The sequence below is a fragment of the Alcanivorax sp. genome, from assembly GCF_002726155.1.
Classification (GTDB): Bacteria; Pseudomonadota; Gammaproteobacteria; order Pseudomonadales; family Alcanivoracaceae; genus Alcanivorax.
Genome location: NZ_PBSH01000052.1, coordinates 36,963 through 53,982, shown reverse-complemented (window position 1 = coordinate 53,982; position 17,020 = coordinate 36,963). Strand labels below are relative to the sequence as shown.

At 60.3% G+C, this 17,020-nt stretch carries 18 protein-coding genes; 11 read left to right on the top strand and 7 right to left on the bottom strand.

The window, feature by feature from the left end; translation table 11 throughout:
• Window positions 1–238: 238 nt before the first annotated feature.
• The 5 genes from rmf (at window position 239) to rsd (ending at window position 3,013) form a co-directional block, all read left to right on the top strand.
• Window positions 239–430 carry a ribosome modulation factor gene (gene rmf / locus CL546_RS15940; RefSeq protein WP_007150230.1) on the top strand — a complete coding sequence of 64 codons (192 nt, stop codon included), beginning with the start codon at window positions 239–241 and terminating at the stop codon, window positions 428–430.
• Between the two features lie 177 nt (window positions 431–607).
• Window positions 608–1,111, top strand: a complete 504-nt coding sequence (locus CL546_RS15935) for a disulfide bond formation protein B (protein ID WP_290496689.1) — start codon at window positions 608–610, stop codon at window positions 1,109–1,111.
• 7 nt (window positions 1,112–1,118) lie between these two features.
• Window positions 1,119–1,502: a CidA/LrgA family protein gene (locus CL546_RS15930; RefSeq protein WP_290496685.1), complete on the top strand. Its 384-nt coding sequence runs from the start codon at window positions 1,119–1,121 to the stop codon at window positions 1,500–1,502.
• A complete protein-coding gene (locus CL546_RS15925; RefSeq protein WP_290496683.1) occupies window positions 1,492–2,217 on the top strand; it encodes an LrgB family protein in 726 nt (241 codons plus the stop codon). Before CL546_RS15930 ends, CL546_RS15925 begins: the two co-directional genes overlap by 11 nt.
• A gap of 295 nt (window positions 2,218–2,512) precedes the next feature.
• The gene (gene rsd, locus CL546_RS15920; RefSeq protein WP_290496682.1) at window positions 2,513–3,013 is read left to right on the top strand and encodes a sigma D regulator; all 501 of its coding nucleotides are present in this window, start codon (window positions 2,513–2,515) and stop codon (window positions 3,011–3,013) included.
• A gap of 323 nt (window positions 3,014–3,336) precedes the next feature.
• Here rsd and CL546_RS15915 read toward each other — a convergent pair whose 3' ends face one another.
• Together CL546_RS15915 and CL546_RS15910 are read right to left on the bottom strand one after the other, a co-directional pair.
• Window positions 3,337–4,059 (bottom strand): FKBP-type peptidyl-prolyl cis-trans isomerase, encoded by a 723-nt coding sequence (locus tag CL546_RS15915; protein ID WP_290496681.1) that lies wholly within the window; start codon window positions 4,057–4,059, stop codon window positions 3,337–3,339.
• 22 nt (window positions 4,060–4,081) lie between these two features.
• On the bottom strand, window positions 4,082–4,423 hold the full coding sequence (locus tag CL546_RS15910; protein ID WP_007149274.1) for a DUF4124 domain-containing protein: 342 nt from the start codon (window positions 4,421–4,423) through the stop codon (window positions 4,082–4,084).
• A gap of 198 nt (window positions 4,424–4,621) precedes the next feature.
• Between CL546_RS15910 and CL546_RS15905 the strand changes: the two genes are divergently transcribed.
• Window positions 4,622–5,359: a ParA family protein gene (locus CL546_RS15905; RefSeq protein WP_290496680.1), complete on the top strand. Its 738-nt coding sequence runs from the start codon at window positions 4,622–4,624 to the stop codon at window positions 5,357–5,359.
• A 187-nt stretch (window positions 5,360–5,546) separates the two neighbouring features.
• On the opposite strand, the gene bioA is transcribed toward CL546_RS15905, so the two are convergent.
• Together bioA and CL546_RS15895 are read right to left on the bottom strand one after the other, a co-directional pair.
• On the bottom strand, window positions 5,547–6,821 hold the full coding sequence (bioA, locus tag CL546_RS15900; protein ID WP_290496679.1) for an adenosylmethionine--8-amino-7-oxononanoate transaminase: 1,275 nt from the start codon (window positions 6,819–6,821) through the stop codon (window positions 5,547–5,549).
• 292 nt (window positions 6,822–7,113) lie between these two features.
• Complete coding sequence (locus CL546_RS15895) at window positions 7,114–7,584, bottom strand: TIGR02444 family protein (RefSeq protein ID WP_290496687.1); 471 nt, start codon at window positions 7,582–7,584, stop codon at window positions 7,114–7,116.
• A gap of 116 nt (window positions 7,585–7,700) precedes the next feature.
• On the opposite strand from CL546_RS15895, the gene CL546_RS15890 reads away from it, so the two are divergent.
• Window positions 7,701–9,617, top strand: coding sequence for an ATP-binding cassette domain-containing protein (locus CL546_RS15890; RefSeq protein ID WP_290496677.1), 1,917 nt, complete (start codon window positions 7,701–7,703; stop codon window positions 9,615–9,617).
• A gap of 41 nt (window positions 9,618–9,658) precedes the next feature.
• Here CL546_RS15890 and CL546_RS15885 read toward each other — a convergent pair whose 3' ends face one another.
• Together CL546_RS15885 and CL546_RS15880 are read right to left on the bottom strand one after the other, a co-directional pair.
• Window positions 9,659–10,369, bottom strand: a complete 711-nt coding sequence (locus CL546_RS15885) for an anti-sigma factor (protein ID WP_290496675.1) — start codon at window positions 10,367–10,369, stop codon at window positions 9,659–9,661.
• Window positions 10,366–10,911, bottom strand: coding sequence for a sigma-70 family RNA polymerase sigma factor (locus tag CL546_RS15880; RefSeq protein ID WP_290496673.1), 546 nt, complete (start codon window positions 10,909–10,911; stop codon window positions 10,366–10,368). The genes CL546_RS15885 and CL546_RS15880 overlap by 4 nt, the downstream gene beginning before the upstream one ends.
• 167 nt (window positions 10,912–11,078) lie before the next feature.
• Here CL546_RS15880 and CL546_RS15875 point away from each other — a divergent pair, with 167 nt between their 5' ends.
• The 4 genes from CL546_RS15875 to CL546_RS15860 are packed head-to-tail and all read left to right on the top strand — an operon-like array spanning window position 11,079 to window position 15,132.
• On the top strand, window positions 11,079–12,599 hold the full coding sequence (locus CL546_RS15875) for a DUF4331 domain-containing protein (RefSeq protein WP_290496672.1): 1,521 nt from the start codon (window positions 11,079–11,081) through the stop codon (window positions 12,597–12,599).
• 25 nt (window positions 12,600–12,624) lie between these two features.
• Entirely contained in the window at window positions 12,625–12,864 is a 240-nt protein-coding gene (locus CL546_RS15870) for a hypothetical protein (RefSeq protein ID WP_290496670.1), read from the top strand.
• Window positions 12,851–14,017 (top strand): tetratricopeptide repeat protein, encoded by a 1,167-nt coding sequence (locus CL546_RS15865; RefSeq protein ID WP_290496668.1) that lies wholly within the window; start codon window positions 12,851–12,853, stop codon window positions 14,015–14,017. The genes CL546_RS15870 and CL546_RS15865 overlap by 14 nt, the downstream gene beginning before the upstream one ends.
• The gene (locus CL546_RS15860) at window positions 14,014–15,132 is read left to right on the top strand and encodes a HupE/UreJ family protein (RefSeq protein ID WP_290496666.1); all 1,119 of its coding nucleotides are present in this window, start codon (window positions 14,014–14,016) and stop codon (window positions 15,130–15,132) included. The genes CL546_RS15865 and CL546_RS15860 overlap by 4 nt, the downstream gene beginning before the upstream one ends.
• Before the next feature lie 346 nt (window positions 15,133–15,478).
• Here CL546_RS15860 and CL546_RS15855 read toward each other — a convergent pair whose 3' ends face one another.
• Window positions 15,479–16,645, bottom strand: a complete 1,167-nt coding sequence (locus CL546_RS15855; protein WP_290496665.1) for an acetyl-CoA C-acetyltransferase — start codon at window positions 16,643–16,645, stop codon at window positions 15,479–15,481.
• Window positions 16,646–17,020 lie beyond the last annotated feature (375 nt).

Here is a 17,020-nt window from a genome sequence, read left to right as displayed (position 1 = left end):
GACTCCCACCCTCCACGGGGACCGCTGCAGCCCCGCCTCACTCCATCTCCCTCTCTCTCTGGCTTGCTCCGCCCTGCCAACGGCACGTTGCACTGCGACACATTCCGTTGCATAGCGCACCGCTAACGCTGCACACAGATCGCTCTTGCTGCATTTGCACAACAAAAATGCGGACTCGCACGCTATGCAAATAGCACCGTAGTGCTACTCTCAATGGAACGTGACAAGGAGCAAGGGCATGTCTCCAGACCGGGAGCAGTGCGAAAAAGCGTACAATCAGGGATGCATGTGGGGCATGTCCGGCGGCGACAGCAATCGTTGCCCCTATACGGATGCCCCGCTGACGCAATGGTGGTTTGACGGCTGGCAGGCCGGTATCGACGCCTGGCACGACCGTAACCTGCAGCAGAAAAACGCCAAACAAGCCTGAGACAAATCCGCAAAAAGGATCAGATAATTCTCACGTTTGGCGCAGGTCGCGATGCAGGCATCATGTCCTGCCTCGCCCGCACCCGACACAGTGCGTGAACATCCGTCCTCCTTCGCCCTTGCCGCCATCGGCGCTTTTGCCTACCCTTCGCCGGTCCCCGACGAAAAGAGCCGCCCCATGCCGTCCTTCATTCCTGCTCCACGCCCGCTGAACATCCTCGCATTCCTTGCCTGTCTGGCCGCCATGGCCGGCGCCCTTTACCTGCAACACGTGGATGGACTGGAACCCTGCCCGCTGTGTATTTTCCAGCGCGTCGGCGTGATCGTCGGGGCGGTGATCCTGCTGATCGCCAGCCTGCACGGCCCGAAAGGCGTTGGGGTGCGCATCTACGGCGCGCTGACCGCCCTGGCTGCCCTCGGTGGTGGCGCCGTGGCAGCACGCCATATCTGGTTGCAGAACCTGCCGGCGGACCAGGTGCCCGCCTGCGGCCCCGGGCTGGACTACATGCTCGACGTATTCCCCCTGCAGAATGTGCTCCAGCAAGTGCTGGCCGGTTCCGGCGAGTGCGCCGAAATGGACTGGTCCTTTCTCGGCCTGAGCCTGCCGGCCTGGTCCATGGTGGTGTTTGCCGGCCTGCTGATCGTTGCCCTGATCCAGATGTTCCGCCCGCTGCCCCGCTGAGCCCGCTATGATCGATGGTCTGCTGATCCTGCTGTTATTCCAGTTTTTCGGTGAGGTGGTTATTCGCCTCACTGGCATTCCCCTACCCGCTTCCGTGGTCGGCATGGTGCTATTGCTGCTGGCACTATTGCTGGAAGCCCCGTTCACGCAACGGGTGGCCCCGGCCGCCGGTGCCCTGATCAAACACATCAGTCTGCTGATTTTTCCCCTCGGGGTCGGCATCGTGCTGCAGTGGCACCGCTACGAAGAGTACGCCCTGGCGCTGGGCGTGGCCGTGGTGCTGGGCACCCTGCTCAGCATGATCGTGGTTACCCTGATGCTGAAAAAGCTGCTGGGCGGCAAACACCAGGAAGCCACAGGCAAAGCCCATGGAGACGACCATGCCGGCTAACCTGGACAACCTGGCCGGGCTGGCACACACCCCCCTGTTTGGTGTGCTACTGACGCTGGCCAGCTACCGTTTCGCCCTCTGGATCTACGGCCGCAGCAACAGCCTGCCCGTGTTTCACCCGTTTCTGGTGGCCTCCATCCCGGTGATTATCGTGTTGCCGCTGGTGAATGTGGACTACGAGGAATACCGCGACCAGACCCAGATCATTGCCTTTTTGCTGGGCCCGGCCACCGTTGCCCTGGCCTGGCCGTTATACCGGCAACTCCACACTGTGCGCAGCGTGCTTACCCCCATTGTCATCGCCACCATTCTCGGCGCCTTCATCTCAGCCGCCATCGCGGTGGGGCTGGCCTGGTGGCTGGGTGCGCCCGCGGAAGTCGTGGGCTCGCTGGCCCCCAAATCCATCACCACGCCAATTGCCGTGGAAGTGGTGAAATCCACCGGCGGCTACGTCTCGCTGGCGGCCGGTGCCGTGGCCATCACCGGCATTGTCGGCGCGCTTTCCGCCGGCCCCATCTTCCGGCTGCTCAAGGTTACCGACCACCGGGTAAAAGGCTTTGCACTGGGGCTGGTAGCCCACGCCATCGGCACCGCCAGAGCCTTCGAATACGGCGAGAAAGCCGGCGCCTTTGCGGGCCTGGCGCTGGGCCTGTGTGGGTTGGTCACCGCCATCGCACTGCCTTGGCTGTGGCCCTGGGTGGCGCAATATCTGTAAGAGCCGCAACAGGGGCTGCACGCCACACGCCTGCCGTTACAAAGCACTAGTTACAAAGCACTAAAAGCCCCTGCCTTATAAAAAATCCGTCTTTATCAGCAAGTGGCTGACGCCACGCTGTTTTTTTCACTGTTTCCACCCACTCCGCGAAAAGGTCACTTTCTGCCCATTGCGCCCTCGCCACGCTCCATCCTAGTCTCGATAGCCCTGCTGAAGAATCAGACGTCCGCTCGTACGGCACCGTTCGTACCCCCGGCCCAAGGCAGTCTCAGCCATTCACTAAGGAGGGAACACAATGGCGAGTTCCACATCTGCAGCACTGGCTCAATGGCAACGTATCGAAGCCCTGGTTCAGGCCTGGCTGGATGAACGCCAACAGCTGATTGTGCTGCTGTGCACCATGCAGGGCCTGAAAGGCCTTTCTACCCCCCAACCGTACGACAACCCGCAACCCATGCACCGGCAGGTACAGCGATTCTGTCAGCTACTGATGGACTACATCAGTGCCGGCTATTTCGAGGTATATCGGGAACTGGTTAACGAAGCCCGCCACTTTCACCGGGAGAACCCGGCACTGACCCGGCAGATTATGCAGAAGCTGGACACCTCCACCGATGCTGCCCTGGCTTTCAATGAAGACTTCGAACATCCGAACCAGTGCTTGGCCCAGCGCAAGGTGTTACCTCAGCGCATCAGTGCACTGATGGAAACCCTGGAAGAACGCTTTGCCCTGGAAGACCAGCTGATTCTCAGCATCCACCAGCAAGAACCGCCGCGGCAGCAGGCGACGCACTAAAGGCAGCGGCAAGCTACAAGCTGCAACACGAAGCAATGCATGGCGTGCAACAGCAGCCGCCGTGCTCCGCGCTTCAAGGTTAAATGTAGGAGCGCCGCTCTCTGTGCTCTGCGAGTATGAAGCGCGAACCGGCTTGGCAGAAAAGCGAGTCACGAGGAGCGAGTTTCGAAAGGCAAAATCCGTGAGTGGGGTTTTGGTTTTCGAAACTCACTTCTCGCAACTCGCATCTGGGTCGTTGCTCCGCTGCGGCCTTGCAGAAATGCTCACAAACCAAAAAGGGCGCCCGAAGGCGCCCTTTTTGTTGAAGCATAAGACGACGGGATTTATTCCTCGTCGGCGCTTGCCTCATCACCGCTGCCTTTCACATCCAGCAGCTCGATTTCGAAAATCAGCACCTGGTTCGGGCCGATGTCGCCACCCGCACCTTGCTCACCATAAGCCAGTGATGGCGGCAGGACGATTTTCCACTTGTCGCCTTCCTTCATCATCGGCAACGCTTCCTGCCAGCCCGGAATGATCTGCTGCAGGCCGAAGGTGGCAGGCTGCTCACGCTCTACTGAGCTGTCGAACACAGTGCCGTCGGGCAGTGTGCCGTGGTAGTGCACTTCCACGGTATCGTTCAGAGTCGGAGACGGGGCCCCTTCTTCACCGGAGGCCAGCACTTCGTATTGCATGCCGCTGTCGGTAACGGTCACGCCGTCACGTTCAGCATTCTCCGCCAGGAATTTTTCGCTGGCTTCCAGGTTCTTGCCGGCTTCTTCCTCAACCTTCTTCTGCTGAGCGGCCATCATGCGACCCTGAAAATCACGAATCAGCTGATCCAGGTCTTCATCACCCAGGCGGGACTCGCCCTTCTCGTCGAAGCCATCACGCAGGCCTGCAACCATGGCATCCAGGTCCAGGTTTTCCAGGCTGCGCATCTGCTCGGCACTGCGGAAACCCAAAGCATAGGACGCTTTCTGGTCGTCCGTTTTCACTTCTGCGCTTTCCTGACCACAGGCTGCCAGCAAGACCGTTCCTGCCAGCACGATTCCCAATTTCTTCATTCTGCCTCCAATTGGCTTACTGTTATTGTTTCTGTTGTGTCTCTTCAAGCCCCTTGCCACCGCGCATCTCTTCCGCGCTGATGGTGTCCGGGGCCTTTACCGTAATGGGTTCCGCCGACACACCTGGCGGCGGAATCTGGCCATACTGCCAGTTTCCATCGGGGTCACGCCAGCGATACAGCTCCGTGTCTCCCTTTTTTTCCAGCCAGGGAGACAGGCTCCCATCGAACAATTTTTCCGGCTGTTGCCAGTTCTGTTCCACATGCTGCCAGTCCAACAGTGGCTTACCGCCACCCAGCGGCACAATAAACAATGCCGCCAGCACTGCCAGCAGCAGCACCACAATAATGAGCAAGAAACGCATAATGCCGGATTCCCCTGTATTGAGCCTCTTCACGGGATCGAGTTCCCGGTGGGAGCAAAATAACATCACAATTTACATCACTGGTGCCACTTTTGCGGTAGTGTTGAATTTGTGAGCACAATCACCCTTTCTTCCGACGGTCACCGCACCGGCATTAGGGGCAGGTAGAATCATACGAAATAACCATAAAGAAACGGTATGAACAGCGCACAGAACAGCCCATCCACGGGGATCGGCTCCCAGCATCGCCCCCACGCATCGCGTTTGGTGATTCTGGTCGCAAACAGCAAAGGGGGTTGCGGCAAAACCACCATCGCCACCAATCTGGCCTGCTACTTCGAGGCCTTGGGGCGTCCGGTATGCCTGATGGACCTGGACCCACAACAGTCTGCCACCCAGTGGCTGAAAATGCGCAAGTCACCCACCATTCAAACCCTCAGCTGGCCTGCCGGCGAACCGGTTTCCCTGGGCCGTCTGCAGCAGCGCCTGGACCAGGCCGGCAACCTGGTGATCATCGATTCCCCTGCCGGGCTGGATCCGCACCAGCTGGATCACCTGTTACGACTCTCCCAGGTGGTTCTGGTTCCTGTGCTGCCCAGCCCCATTGATATCCGCGCTACTACCCGGTTTCTGCAAAGCGTCATGCTTACCCCCAGCTATCGACGTCGTCCCCGCCGGCTGGCCGTGATCGCCAACCGGGCGCGCACTCGCACAAAAATGTACGAAGCCCTGCGCCAGTTTCTGTCCAGCCTGAAAATTCCCTACCTGGTGACCTTGCGTGATACCCAGCTCTACGTGCAGGCCATGAGCCAGGGTGAAGGCATCATGGACGCCGCCGTCTCCCGCCATCTTGAAGACCAGCAACACTGGCGGCTAATCGGCGAATGGCTGGAGGTGCAACGGCACCTGATACAGACCATGCCGGGGTTTCGGTAAACCACCTGCAGGAGTTCCCTTCCAGGGGACGAACCGCGTGTAAACGCGGAATTGCCCGCAGGGCGATCAGGTTCTAGATCGACTCATGACAGTGCGGCAGGTAAAAACTCTTGTAGCCTCGCTTCGCGAGGTTCGTCCCCTGGAAGGGAACTCCTACAGCGGGTTTGTAGAAAGTTAGGTCTTAACGTCAACTGCCCTCCGCCAAATCCCGCATCGCCCCGGTGAGCTTGCTTAAATCCTCCGGCTCGATCACGAATGGCGGCATGATGTAGACCAACTTGCCGAACGGGCGAATCCACACACCCAGCTCCACAAAGCGTGCCTGCACCTGCTCCATGGCCACCGGTTCTTTCATTTCCATCACCCCAATGGCACCCAACACCCGGGTATTGGCCACCGCAGGCAGCGCCTTCAACGGCAGCAGTTCGTTCTTGAGCTGAGCTTCGATGGCGGCCACTTTTTGCTGCCAGCCGGAATCCAGCAGTAACTGGATACTGGCGTTGGCCACGGCACAGGCCAGCTGGTTGCCCATAAAGGTTGGTCCGTGCATCAACACACCGGCCTCCCCCTCACAAATCCCTGCTGCTACCTGATCGGTGCATAACGTAGCCGCCAGAGTCATGTAGCCCCCGGTAATCGCCTTGCCCAGGCAAAGGATATCCGGGCACACATCGGCATGCTCCAGTGCAAACATTTTACCCGTGCGACCAAACCCGGTAGCAATCTCATCAAAGATCAGCAACACACCGTATTCGTCACACAAGGCGCGCACGGCTTTCAGATAGGTCGGATGATAAATGCGCATGCCCCCAGCGCCCTGCACCACCGGTTCCAGAATCACGGCGGCGATCTCCTGATGGTGAGCCGCCAGCATCTGCTGGATGGAATCCAGATCTGCCGTTTCGAAATCACTGTCGTAGGGGCACTGCGGCGCGTCAGCAAAATAGTGTTTGGCCAGTACGCCACTGAATAGCGAATGCATGCCGTTGACCGGATCACAGGCTGCCATGGCGCCGAAGGTATCACCGTGATAGCCGTTGCGCAGGGCCAGCAGCTTGTCCTTGCCGGTATGCCCCTGGCTCAGCCAGTACTGCAAGGCCATCTTGATCGCCACTTCCACGGACACCGAACCGCTGTCAGCCAGAAACACTTTCTCCAGTGGATCCGGCGTCAACGCCACCAATTTTTTGCCCAGTTCCACCGCCGGTTCGTGGGTCAGCCCCCCGAACATCACATGGGCCATACGATCGATCTGGTCCTTGGCCGCCTGATTCAACACCGGGTGGTTATAGCCATGCACCGCCGCCCACCAGGACGACATGCCGTCCACTAATTCACGCCCGTCATCCAGCGTCAGCCTCACCCCGGCCGCACTGGCCACAGGAAAAGTGGGCAGGGGTTTCGAAGTAGACGTATAGGGGTGCCAGAGGTGATCGCGATCAAAGTCCAGGTCGGTGCTCATGGAAGGGTCCGAATAAAACGTGGACAGGAAGAATGGCAGCGCAGGGGGGAAAGTTCAAAGTTGAAAGTGGTAACACGCGATTTCTGCAGGAGCACCACTTGAGGTGCGAATCGCGTGTGAACGCGGAATCGGGCGAAGAGCCTGCCCCGGACTTGATCCGGGGACGATCAGGAATGTCAGGGCTTGACAGTTTTTCCTGAGAAAGAGATGGGAGTAGCTGCGATACCGTTTCCTCGCCAAGGCTCGGATTCGCACCTCAAGAGGTACTCCTACAGCGGCTTCGTCGCAATGCCTAAAGCGCAACCAGATCATTGAGCGATTTCTGCAACCCTTCACACTGCGCCGTTTCCGGGACCAGCACCAGCAACCAACCCATGGCATCCACCGGCTTGCCCGCCGGCAACAAGTTCTCGCACAAGGAAGGCAGGGTAGTCAGCAACCAGCGCTCGCCCTCCAGCTCTACCTGTTGGAGTTGGCGTTTGAACTCGGGCAAGCGCTCATCCTGTGCGGCCTTGCGGCGTACCTGGCGCAGGGGGCGCAGATAATCCGCTTCGAACGGCTCCGCCAGCTCCGCCAGCCGTCGACCCGTCCGGGCATCCGGCTGCTTGCCCGACGCCGCCAGCCACAAGCCGCACAGCAGTAGCGATACTGGCACCTGATAATCGTCCTGCAGATGCAGGCAGGCTTTCTCGAACCGCTTGTCCTGCCAGCGCCCCAGCGCAAAACGCCACAGATCCGCTTTCATCTCATCATTCACGGGCATCCCCTGGTTCACCTCCCCGGGCAGGTTGGTGCTTGAACAGGCCATCGCTTACACTGCGCCGGTTTCCTGCACGTCTGTCACGGCACGCAGGCCACTGTCTTGAAAATAGGCTCACCATGCTGTCTCTCGAACATATCAACCTTCGCCGCGGCCCCGACCTGCTGCTGGAAGATGCCAACCTGGTCCTGCACAAGGGCTGGCGCGTAGGTCTGGTGGGCCGTAATGGCAGCGGCAAGAGCTCGCTGTTCAAGCTTATCATGGGCGAGCTGGAGAGCGACGGCGGCAACCTCAACCTGCCTGCCGACTGGCGCCTGGCCATGATGGCCCAGGAAGTCCCCGCGCTGGAACAACCCGCCATCGATTATGTGCTGGACGGCCACCACGCCCTGCGCGCCGCCGAGCGTAAACTGGCGGCCGCTGAACAGGCCGGCGACAACCACGCCATTGCCCTGACCCACGGCGAGCTGGACGCCCTGCACGCCTGGCAACAACCGGCCAACGCCGCCATCCTGCTGGCCGGTCTGGGCTTTAGCGAAGCTCAACAGCAGCAGCCCGTCTCCAGTTTTTCCGGCGGCTGGCGCATGCGTCTGAACCTGGCCCAGGTGCTGATGAGCGACGCGGACCTGTTGCTTCTCGATGAGCCCACCAACCACCTGGATCTGGATGCCATTCTCTGGCTGCAGAGTTATTTGATTCAGCAGCCCGGAGCGCTGTTGGTGATCTCCCACGACCGGGCGTTTCTGGATGCCATCGTCACCCAGATTCTGCACATCGAACACAACAGCCTGAAGCAGTACACCGGCGGCTACTCCGATTTCGAACGCGAGCGCGCCGAAAAGTTGGCACTGCAGCAGAAGATGCATGACAAGCAGCAGACCCAGGTCGCCCACCTGCAAAAATTCATTACCCGTTTCAAGGCAAAAGCCAGCAAGGCGAAGCAGGCCCAGAGCCGGGTAAAGGCGCTGGAAAAACTGGAACTGATTGCCCCCGCCCATGTGGATTCCGGCTTCAGTTTTGATTTTCACAGCCCGGAAAAACTGCCCAACCCCATGGAGAACCTGGACGCGGTGCAATGCGGCTATCGCAATAACGGCGTTGATGCGGTGATCCTCGACCAGGTGAACCTGAGCCTGCGTCCGGAAACCCGCATCGGCCTGCTCGGCCCCAATGGCGCGGGCAAATCCACCCTGGTACGTACCCTGGTGGGCGAGCTTCCCCCACTGGGCGGTCACTTTGAAAAAAACGATGATCTGAAAATCGGTTACTTCCACCAGCAACAGGTGGATCGCCTGGACGCCAACGACACCCCCTACCAGATGCTGTCCCGGTTCTACCCGCAATGGAGCGAATCACAATTGCGCAGCGAACTGGGCCGCTTCGGCTTTCAGGGGAATGATGTATTCGCCCCCATCGGGCGTTTTTCCGGCGGCGAAAAAGCCCGCCTGGCGCTGGCCATGATCGTCCAGCAAAAACCCGCCTTGCTACTGCTGGATGAGCCCGCCAACCACCTGGACCTGGACATGCGCGAAGCGCTGACCCTGGCCCTGCAAGCCTTCGAAGGGGCGGTGGTGATGGTCTCCCACGATCGCCACCTGCTGGAAACCACCGTGGACGATTTTTTCCTGGTGGCCAACGGCGGCGTCAGCCATTTCGATGGCGACCTGGACGACTACGCCCGCTGGTTGCAACAAAACCGCCGCGACGGCAAACCGGTGAAAGAAGAGAAAGCCAGCGATGGCCAGGACGCCAAGGCCCGCCGCCAGCAAGCCGCCCAACAACGCCAACAGTTACGGCCGTTGAAAAAGCAGGTGGAAACCCTGGAAAAACAACTGGCCCAATGCAGTGACACACTGGCCACAGTGGAAGACAGGCTGGGCGATGACGCGCTGTACACCGACCCAAACCGCAAGGACGAAATGAACGGTCTGCTGGGGGATCAGGCTCGCCTGAAGAAACAGCACGACGCCCTGGAAGGGGAGCTACTGGACGCCATGGAAGCGCTGGAAATCGCCGAAAGCGAACTCGGCAGCTGACGCCGCATCAACGCAGGCCAGCACCCGGCTCGCCTGCCCTGCTATAAATCCACAAGCTGAGTCTGATACACCACCGGCCCGGTGGGCTGCCCTGTCGGTGAACCGCCATGGGGCTCCAAGCTGATCGCAAGGGAACGGGATTGCAGCAATTGTTTCACCTGCTCATGACTCAGCGTAATCCGCAACTCTGCCCCTTCGGTCGGCAATACCGATAACGAGATCGGCACCCCGGATTCCGGCAACAACCACAGCTCATAATCCTGATCATCGCTTGCCGGCAACGTGGGCGGCAATGAACGCAATGTGAGACTGTGGTCTCCCCGGGAGGCGTTCAACACCCACAATGGTTGCGCCTGTGTTCCCTGCACCACCCCCACCAATCCACTCTCCGGGGCTTTCGGCGGCACCGGCGTCCAGATCAATAACGCCATCAACCCCGCCACAGCAATGCCTGTGGTCCAGCGCCAGGGCAACGCCGACTGCCACCAGGCAGCGGCACGGGGCTCAGCCGCCGTCTCTGGCGCGGAAAACAACCGGCGCTCCAGCGCATCCCAGGCATCGGCCGGCGGCTGCATGCTGGGCGCAGACTCATTGAACGGTTGCAAACGCCGCTCCCACAGCCACACCTGCCGACGCAATTTGGGCGACAGCATCATCCAGCGTTCGAAACGTTTTCGCGCCGCGCCGTGCAGGGTGCCCAGCACATATTCCGCCGCCAGCGCATGGTTACGTTCAGGGTTATCCGGCTTCATGAACCCAGGCACTGACGCAAGACATTGAGCCCACGGCGCACCCAGCTTTTCGTGGTCCCCAGAGGCTGCCCCATGGCAACCGCCAGCTCCTGATGGGTGAAGCCACGAAAATAGGCCATCTCGATACTGTTTCGATAACGCTCATCCAGATCGCGTAAACAATCACTTAAGCGCTGCCGATCCACCATGTCGCCTGCATTCTGCATGGGCCCAGGTTTCTCGCAGGCATGGTTCTGGGCCACCGTATCGAACGCCACATCGGTACGCCGGCGACGCAATGCATCCAGCCCCCGGTACCGACAGATCGACATCATCCAGGTCAGTACCGATCCCCGGTCCGCATGGTATTCACCGGCGTGATGCCACACCTGAATATAGGTTTCCTGCAGCACGTCATTGGCCTCGTCATTATCACGCAACAATTGCATGCACTGTCCGTACACCGCACGACTGGTTTGTTGATACAGCCCCGCAAAGGCAGCGCGATCGCCCTGCGCCACTTTTGCCAGCTGATCCACCAGCATGCCTTCCTTTGCTGCCATAACGAGGTTCTCCGGACGTGCCGTTGAGTAGACCTCCTTAATGACAGCTTACCTGTTAGTAATACGTGAAAAACCGCATAACGGATGCAGAAAAAAACAAAATATTTTTTGCATCCGGCAGGCGACCTGCTGCGTACCGTAGAGACATAAATAAAAGGAGTGTTCGTATGTTACGCCGCCCTGTTCTCTTACCCGCGGTCTGTACCGCCGCCGCGCTGCTGGCCAGCAGCACCGCGCTGGCATCCAGCCACCGCGAGGCCCCGTTCATCACCGGCATGCCCAAAGTCGATGGCACGGACTTCTATATGTTCAACAGCTATGAGTCCGGCCGTGACGGGTATGTGACCCTGATCGCCAACTACCTGCCCCTGCAGGATGCCTATGGCGGTCCCAATTATTTTTCCCTGGACGATGACGCCATTTACGAAATCCATATCGATAATGACGGCAACGCCATGGAAGACATCACCTTCCAGTTTCAATTCAATACAGAACGCAAAAACGCCACGGTCAATGTGGGCGGCACTGACGTGCCGGTACCGCTGATCAACATCGGCGCCATCACCGCCAACGACACCAGCGCCCAAAACGTGCTGGAGAGCTACACCGTCAAAATGATCACCGGCGATCGCCGCACCGGCAACGTTCAAAACATCACCCACGCCGGCAGTGGTGACGACACCTTTGCCAAACCGGTGGACAACATTGGCACAAAATCGATCAACGATTACGCCACCTACGCCGACAGTTTCATCTATGACGTCACGCTCCCCGACTGCCCCATGCCGGGCAAAGTGTTCGTTGGCCAACGCCAGGAAGGCTTTGTGGTGAACCTGGGCGAAGTGTTCGACCTGGTAGCGCTCGACCCACTGGGCGCCCGGGATTCGCGCAACAACATTCTTGACGACAAAAACGTCACCAGCCTGGCTCTGGAAGTCCCGGCGGACTGCCTGACCGGCGACAACACCGTTGTCGGTGGCTGGACCACCGCCAGCGTTCGTCAGGCCAGCGTCATCAACCCGGCGCCGCAGGGCTCCAGCACCACCGCAAGCACCGATGCCAAAGGCCCGGCCGTGAAAGGCGGCGCCTATACCCAGGTATCACGCCTCGGCTCACCCCTGGTGAACGAAGTGGTCATCGGCCTGCCCGACAAAGACCGTTTCAACGCCAGTGAACCGAAAGATGATGGCCAGTTCGCCACCTATGTGACCAACCCAAGCCTGCCAGCTTTGGTGAATGTGCTGTTCAGCGTGCCGGCGCCGGAAACCCCACGTAACGATCTGGTCACTGTGTTCCTCACCGGTGTCCCCGGTGTCACCCAGCTGCCCACCGTAACCCCCAGTGAAATGCTGCGCCTGAATACCGGCATCCCGGCCACCGCCGCCGGTGCCCAGGTGGACCTCGGTGTTGCCGGGGGTGACTTTGCCGGCTTCCCCAACGGTCGTCGCCCGGTGGATGACGTGGTGGATATCGCCCTCACCGCCGCCGAAGGCTTCCTCTGCGGAGCGGATGTGAACGGCGCCGATCCCGGTGGTGAAATCGGTAATTGCGGCACCCAGGACAGTCAGGTCAACGGTGGTGCCATCGTCAATGACGGCGCCCTGCCCGATCCGGCTGCCTACCTGACTACCTTTCCGTACCTGAACACGCCGCTGCCCGGTGCCGACAACGTGGCCGCCGCGCCGTAACCGCGCCCCATTACAGGAGGACATCATGCGTTTATTACTGGCAACCACGGTTTCACTGGCCACCCTCGGGCTTGTGGCCTGCGGCGGTGACGATGACAACGACCCGCCACCGCCCCGGGCACAAGCCACGGTGGACTACACGGCTTTTGTGAAAACCCAGCTGGCCACCACCAGTGACACCACCGACCCGGTTAGCGTGAACAACCTGCGTTTCCGGAATCAGACCAACAGCAACGAGGATGCCTATAACAGTGTCCTGGACTAACCCCCAAACAGGCCGCCGGTTTCCGGCGGCCTTACTGTTGATTCTCTGCGGGGGGCTACTGGTCAGCACGACCCGGGCAGCCCCCTACACCCCGGACAATGACAACACGGTGCTGGCCACCTTGTCGGACTCGCAACGGGCCCTGACCCCCGCCAGCCCACCACAGAACGAGGCCGATGCACTGCGCCTGGCCCGGGCCCAGATTGATTACGGTCGCCAGCAAGGCGCCCCGCGTTTTCTCGGCTATGCACAACGCACCCTGAGGCCGTTTTCACAGCCGCCCTCCCCGGCAGTGAGCCTGCTGTGGGCAGACATCGAGCAACAACGCCACCATTTCACCCGGGCCCGAACCCGCCTGACGGAATTGCTGGAACAGCACCCCAACCAGGGCCAGGGCTGGCTGATGCTGGCCAACATCGAACGGGTTCAGGGCCAGTTCGATGCCGCCCGGCAAGCCTGTGGCAACGCGGCCAACAGCCTGCCACCGACGACGGTGGTGTTATGCCAGGCCAGTGTGCAGGCCATGACAGGCCAACATCAGCGCGCCTACGCCACCCTGCAGTCGCTGGCCGATAGCCCACTGGTTAGCGACACCACCCAGAGCGTCTGGTTGCAGACTCTCATTGCCGAAATGGCCATTCAGCAGGGCGAACCGGAACGGGCGCAACAGGCCCTGGATGCCGCCCTGGCGCTCGCCCCACAGGATGCCTATTTGCGCTACCTGCAAAACGACCTGTGGTTACAGCAAGGTCACTCCGACGCCGTGATTGCGGATCTGAAAAACTGGCAGGACCGGGACAATGCCCTGCTGCGCCTGGCCATTGCCGGCAAGAGAAGCCAGCATCCGCAGGCAGAGCAGTGGCAACAAGCCTATCAGCAACGGCTGGACGCGGCGGAACTCGCTGGCCGCACCGTGCATCAACGTGAGCATGCCCGCTACCTGCTGCAGGTCGTCCCGTCGCCCACCGAGGCCCTTGCCGTGGCCCGGGACAACTGGCAGCAGCAAAAGGAGCTCACCGACCTGCGCCTGTTGCTCGCGGCGGCCACCGCCGCCGACAACGATGCTGCCCGGGCCACCGCACGGGATTTCATCGACACCCACGGCGTTCATGACGCCGCCCTCCAAGCGCACTGGCCGGAGGCCCAACCATGAAGCATTGCCTGATACTGATGCTGCTTCTCGCCTGCGCCCCGGCGTTTGCCCATAAACCCAGCGACAGCTACCTGACCCTGAACAGCACCGCCAGCAGTCCAGACATTACCGGCCGCTGGGATATTGCCCTGCGCGATCTGCAACTGGTGATCGACCTGGACAGCAACAACGATGGCAACATCACCTGGGGGGAGCTGCGTAACCGCCAACCCGAATTGGCGCAGCAAATTTTGCCCATGCTCACCGTGCAGACAGGGCAAGGCGAGACAGCCCAACCCTGCCCGCTCACGCTCACCGGTTTGCAGGCCAATGACCATGTGGACGGCACCTACGCCGCCCTGCATTTTCAGGGCACTTGCCCCGCCGCACCGGCACAGCTGGGTGTTCATTACCGCTTCCTGTTCGACCGGGACCCCAGTCACCACGGCTTGCTCAGATCGAACCACGACGGCGTCGAGCTGGCGGTGACATTCAGCGACAAACAACGTCGCCACCAGCTCGATAGCAGTGGCGCCGGGCAATGGCAGGCCTTTCAGGGGTTTGTGCATCAGGGCATCCACCACATCCTGATCGGCTACGACCACATCCTGTTCCTGCTCACCCTGCTGTTTCCCGCCGTGCTGGTATGGCAACGGGGCGGCTGGCAGCCGGCACCCACCATGCGTGGTGCCCTGACCCAGACCGTGGCCATCGTCACCGCCTTCACCGTCACCCATTCGCTGACGCTGGCGCTGGCCACGCTGGGCATCATCACCCTGCCCGCCTGGCTGGTGGAATCCGCCATCGCCCTCACCGTCGCGCTCGGCGCCGCCGCCAATCTGCTACCGGGGCTGTTTCCGAAACGCTGGATCATGGCTTTCGTGTTTGGTCTGGTGCACGGGCTGGGGTTTGCGTCAGTGCTTGCGGATCTCGGGCTGATGGGCGACGGCATTGTGTTGCCGCTGCTGGGCTTCAATATCGGTGTGGAACTGGGGCAGATCGCCATCGTGCTGCTGTTTGTGCCGCTGGCTTATCTGGCCCGGGATACGGCGCTGTACAAGCGCGTCTTTGTGCCGGTGGGGTCAGTAGCCATCATGATACTGGCCGGAGTCTGGCTGGTGGAAAGGCTCAGTTGATTCGCTAAGCGGCCCTGGCGCGGAAACGGTATCGGGATACGAGTGACGAGTTGCGAGGTGCGAAAGGCAAAAGCAAAGGCCAAGGCGAAAGGCAAAACCCAGGATCCGAAGAGAGGGCTTCCGGTTCTGCACTTCGCTCCTCGAAACTCGAAACTCGTGACTGAACCCTTCGCCATGCAAGCATGGCTCCTGCAAATAAAACCGTGCGCACAAAAAAGCCGCCCCGGAAAACCGGAGCGGCTTTTTTCAAGCTGAAAAACGCGCAGGCACGGAGCTGAATGTCAGATGACCCGCTACACGCCCGCCCGCGTTTCCATTTTCAACTTTTCACTTCCAGCGACAACGTTTACAGCACTTCGATAATGGTCGCGTTAGCGGTGCCCAGGCCTTCACAGATGGCCAGCAGACCGTACTTGCCGCCACGGCGTTTCAGCTCATACACCAGCGTGCCCATCAGCTTGGAACCGGTGGCCCCCAGCGGGTGGCCCAGCGCCTGGGCGCCACCGTTCACGTTCAGTTTTTCGTAGTCTGCACCCACTGCCTTCATCCAGGCCAGCGGCACGGAGCCGAACGCTTCGTTGACTTCGTACAGGTCGATATCCGCCATGGTCATGCCGGCCTGCTTGAGTACTTTCTCGGTGGCCGGGATCGGGCCTTCCAGCACCATGGTCGGGTCAGAACCCACCACCGCCATGGCGTGGATACGCGCCAGCGGCGTCAGGCCCAGCTCCTTCACCGCCTTTTCGCTGGCGATCATCACCGCCGAGGCACCATCGGTAATCTGGCTAGCGTTGGCGGCGCTGATGTGACCGCCTTCCTGCAGCGGCTGCAGTGCCTTGATCGCATCCAGCTCCGCCTCCCAACGGATGCCTTCATCTACGGTATGCTCTTCCTGGGTACCGTCTTCCAGGGTCACCGGCACCGGAATGATTTCATCCTTGAAACGGCCCGCCTCGGTAGCCGCCGCCCCACGTTTGTGAGAATCGTAGGCGAACTGATCCAGCTCCGCCTTGCTCACCCCGTATTTCTCCGCCATGCGCTCGGCACCATGGAACTGGCTGAAGGTTTCCCCCGGGTAGCGCTTGCTGATCTCACCGGTAAACGGGTTACCCATTTCCTTGACGGCCATCACCGGAGAACCGATGGGCACCTGGCTCATGGATTCCACCCCGCCGGCAATCACCAGGTCCTGGGTGCCACTCATCACCGCCTGGGCGGCAAAATGAATCGCCTGCTGGGAAGAGCCGCACTGGCGATCGATCGTCACCCCGGGCACGGACTCCGGCAGGCAGGAGCTCATGATGGAGGTGCGTGCCACATTGAAGGTCTGCGGGCCGATCTGGCTCACACAACCAAAAATCACATCGTCAACTTTTTCCGGCGCCACACCGGTGCGCTCGACCACGGCATCGATAACGCGACCGCCCATATCCGCCGGGTGTACCTTGCTCAGCCGACCGTTCTTCTTGCCACCAGCGGTACGCACCGCCGCTACGATATATGCTTCTGCCACCGTGCTCTCCTTCTCATCACTGTCTGTTGAGCGTCAGCTCATGAATATGTCACTGAGGCTACGCCGCCTGGGCAACGAAGCTCAATGACCGAAGAAGACGGCAGTGACGGGAATCTTGTCATCCGCAGATAAGGGCGTGTTCCGGATAAATCGAAAAATTCGATTAAATGGCCAACGCTGTCGCACTGTTTCATCGAACAGTCATCGCCGATCCTAGTCCTATTGAACACTCAGCGGCTCGACAATGGCGCCGCTGCCGCTGGCAGAACAACAACTCTCTGTAGAAACAGGCAACAACCGCCCAGCAACGCGATACCGACCATGCGCGTGCGGGGCATACCGTACGCGTCACTGAATTGTAGTTCCGGCGAGCCG

Excerpts from the sequence above, each read along its gene's own strand:
- rmf (WP_007150230.1), top strand. The coding sequence starts at position 239 with ATGTCTCCAGACCGGGAGCAGTGCGAAAAAGCGTACAATCAGGGATGC.
- CL546_RS15935 (WP_290496689.1), top strand. The coding sequence starts at position 608 with ATGCCGTCCTTCATTCCTGCTCCACGCCCGCTGAACATCCTCGCATTC.
- CL546_RS15930 (WP_290496685.1), top strand. The coding sequence starts at position 1,119 with ATGATCGATGGTCTGCTGATCCTGCTGTTATTCCAGTTTTTCGGTGAG.
- CL546_RS15925 (WP_290496683.1), top strand. The coding sequence starts at position 1,492 with ATGCCGGCTAACCTGGACAACCTGGCCGGGCTGGCACACACCCCCCTG.
- rsd (WP_290496682.1), top strand. The coding sequence starts at position 2,513 with ATGGCGAGTTCCACATCTGCAGCACTGGCTCAATGGCAACGTATCGAA.
- CL546_RS15915 (WP_290496681.1), bottom strand. The coding sequence starts at position 4,059 with ATGAAGAAATTGGGAATCGTGCTGGCAGGAACGGTCTTGCTGGCAGCC.
- CL546_RS15910 (WP_007149274.1), bottom strand. The coding sequence starts at position 4,423 with ATGCGTTTCTTGCTCATTATTGTGGTGCTGCTGCTGGCAGTGCTGGCG.
- CL546_RS15905 (WP_290496680.1), top strand. The coding sequence starts at position 4,622 with ATGAACAGCGCACAGAACAGCCCATCCACGGGGATCGGCTCCCAGCAT.
- bioA (WP_290496679.1), bottom strand. The coding sequence starts at position 6,821 with ATGAGCACCGACCTGGACTTTGATCGCGATCACCTCTGGCACCCCTAT.
- CL546_RS15895 (WP_290496687.1), bottom strand. The coding sequence starts at position 7,584 with ATGCCCGTGAATGATGAGATGAAAGCGGATCTGTGGCGTTTTGCGCTG.
- CL546_RS15890 (WP_290496677.1), top strand. The coding sequence starts at position 7,701 with ATGCTGTCTCTCGAACATATCAACCTTCGCCGCGGCCCCGACCTGCTG.
- CL546_RS15885 (WP_290496675.1), bottom strand. The coding sequence starts at position 10,369 with ATGAAGCCGGATAACCCTGAACGTAACCATGCGCTGGCGGCGGAATAT.
- CL546_RS15880 (WP_290496673.1), bottom strand. The coding sequence starts at position 10,911 with ATGGCAGCAAAGGAAGGCATGCTGGTGGATCAGCTGGCAAAAGTGGCG.
- CL546_RS15875 (WP_290496672.1), top strand. The coding sequence starts at position 11,079 with ATGTTACGCCGCCCTGTTCTCTTACCCGCGGTCTGTACCGCCGCCGCG.
- CL546_RS15870 (WP_290496670.1), top strand. The coding sequence starts at position 12,625 with ATGCGTTTATTACTGGCAACCACGGTTTCACTGGCCACCCTCGGGCTT.
- CL546_RS15860 (WP_290496666.1), top strand. The coding sequence starts at position 14,014 with ATGAAGCATTGCCTGATACTGATGCTGCTTCTCGCCTGCGCCCCGGCG.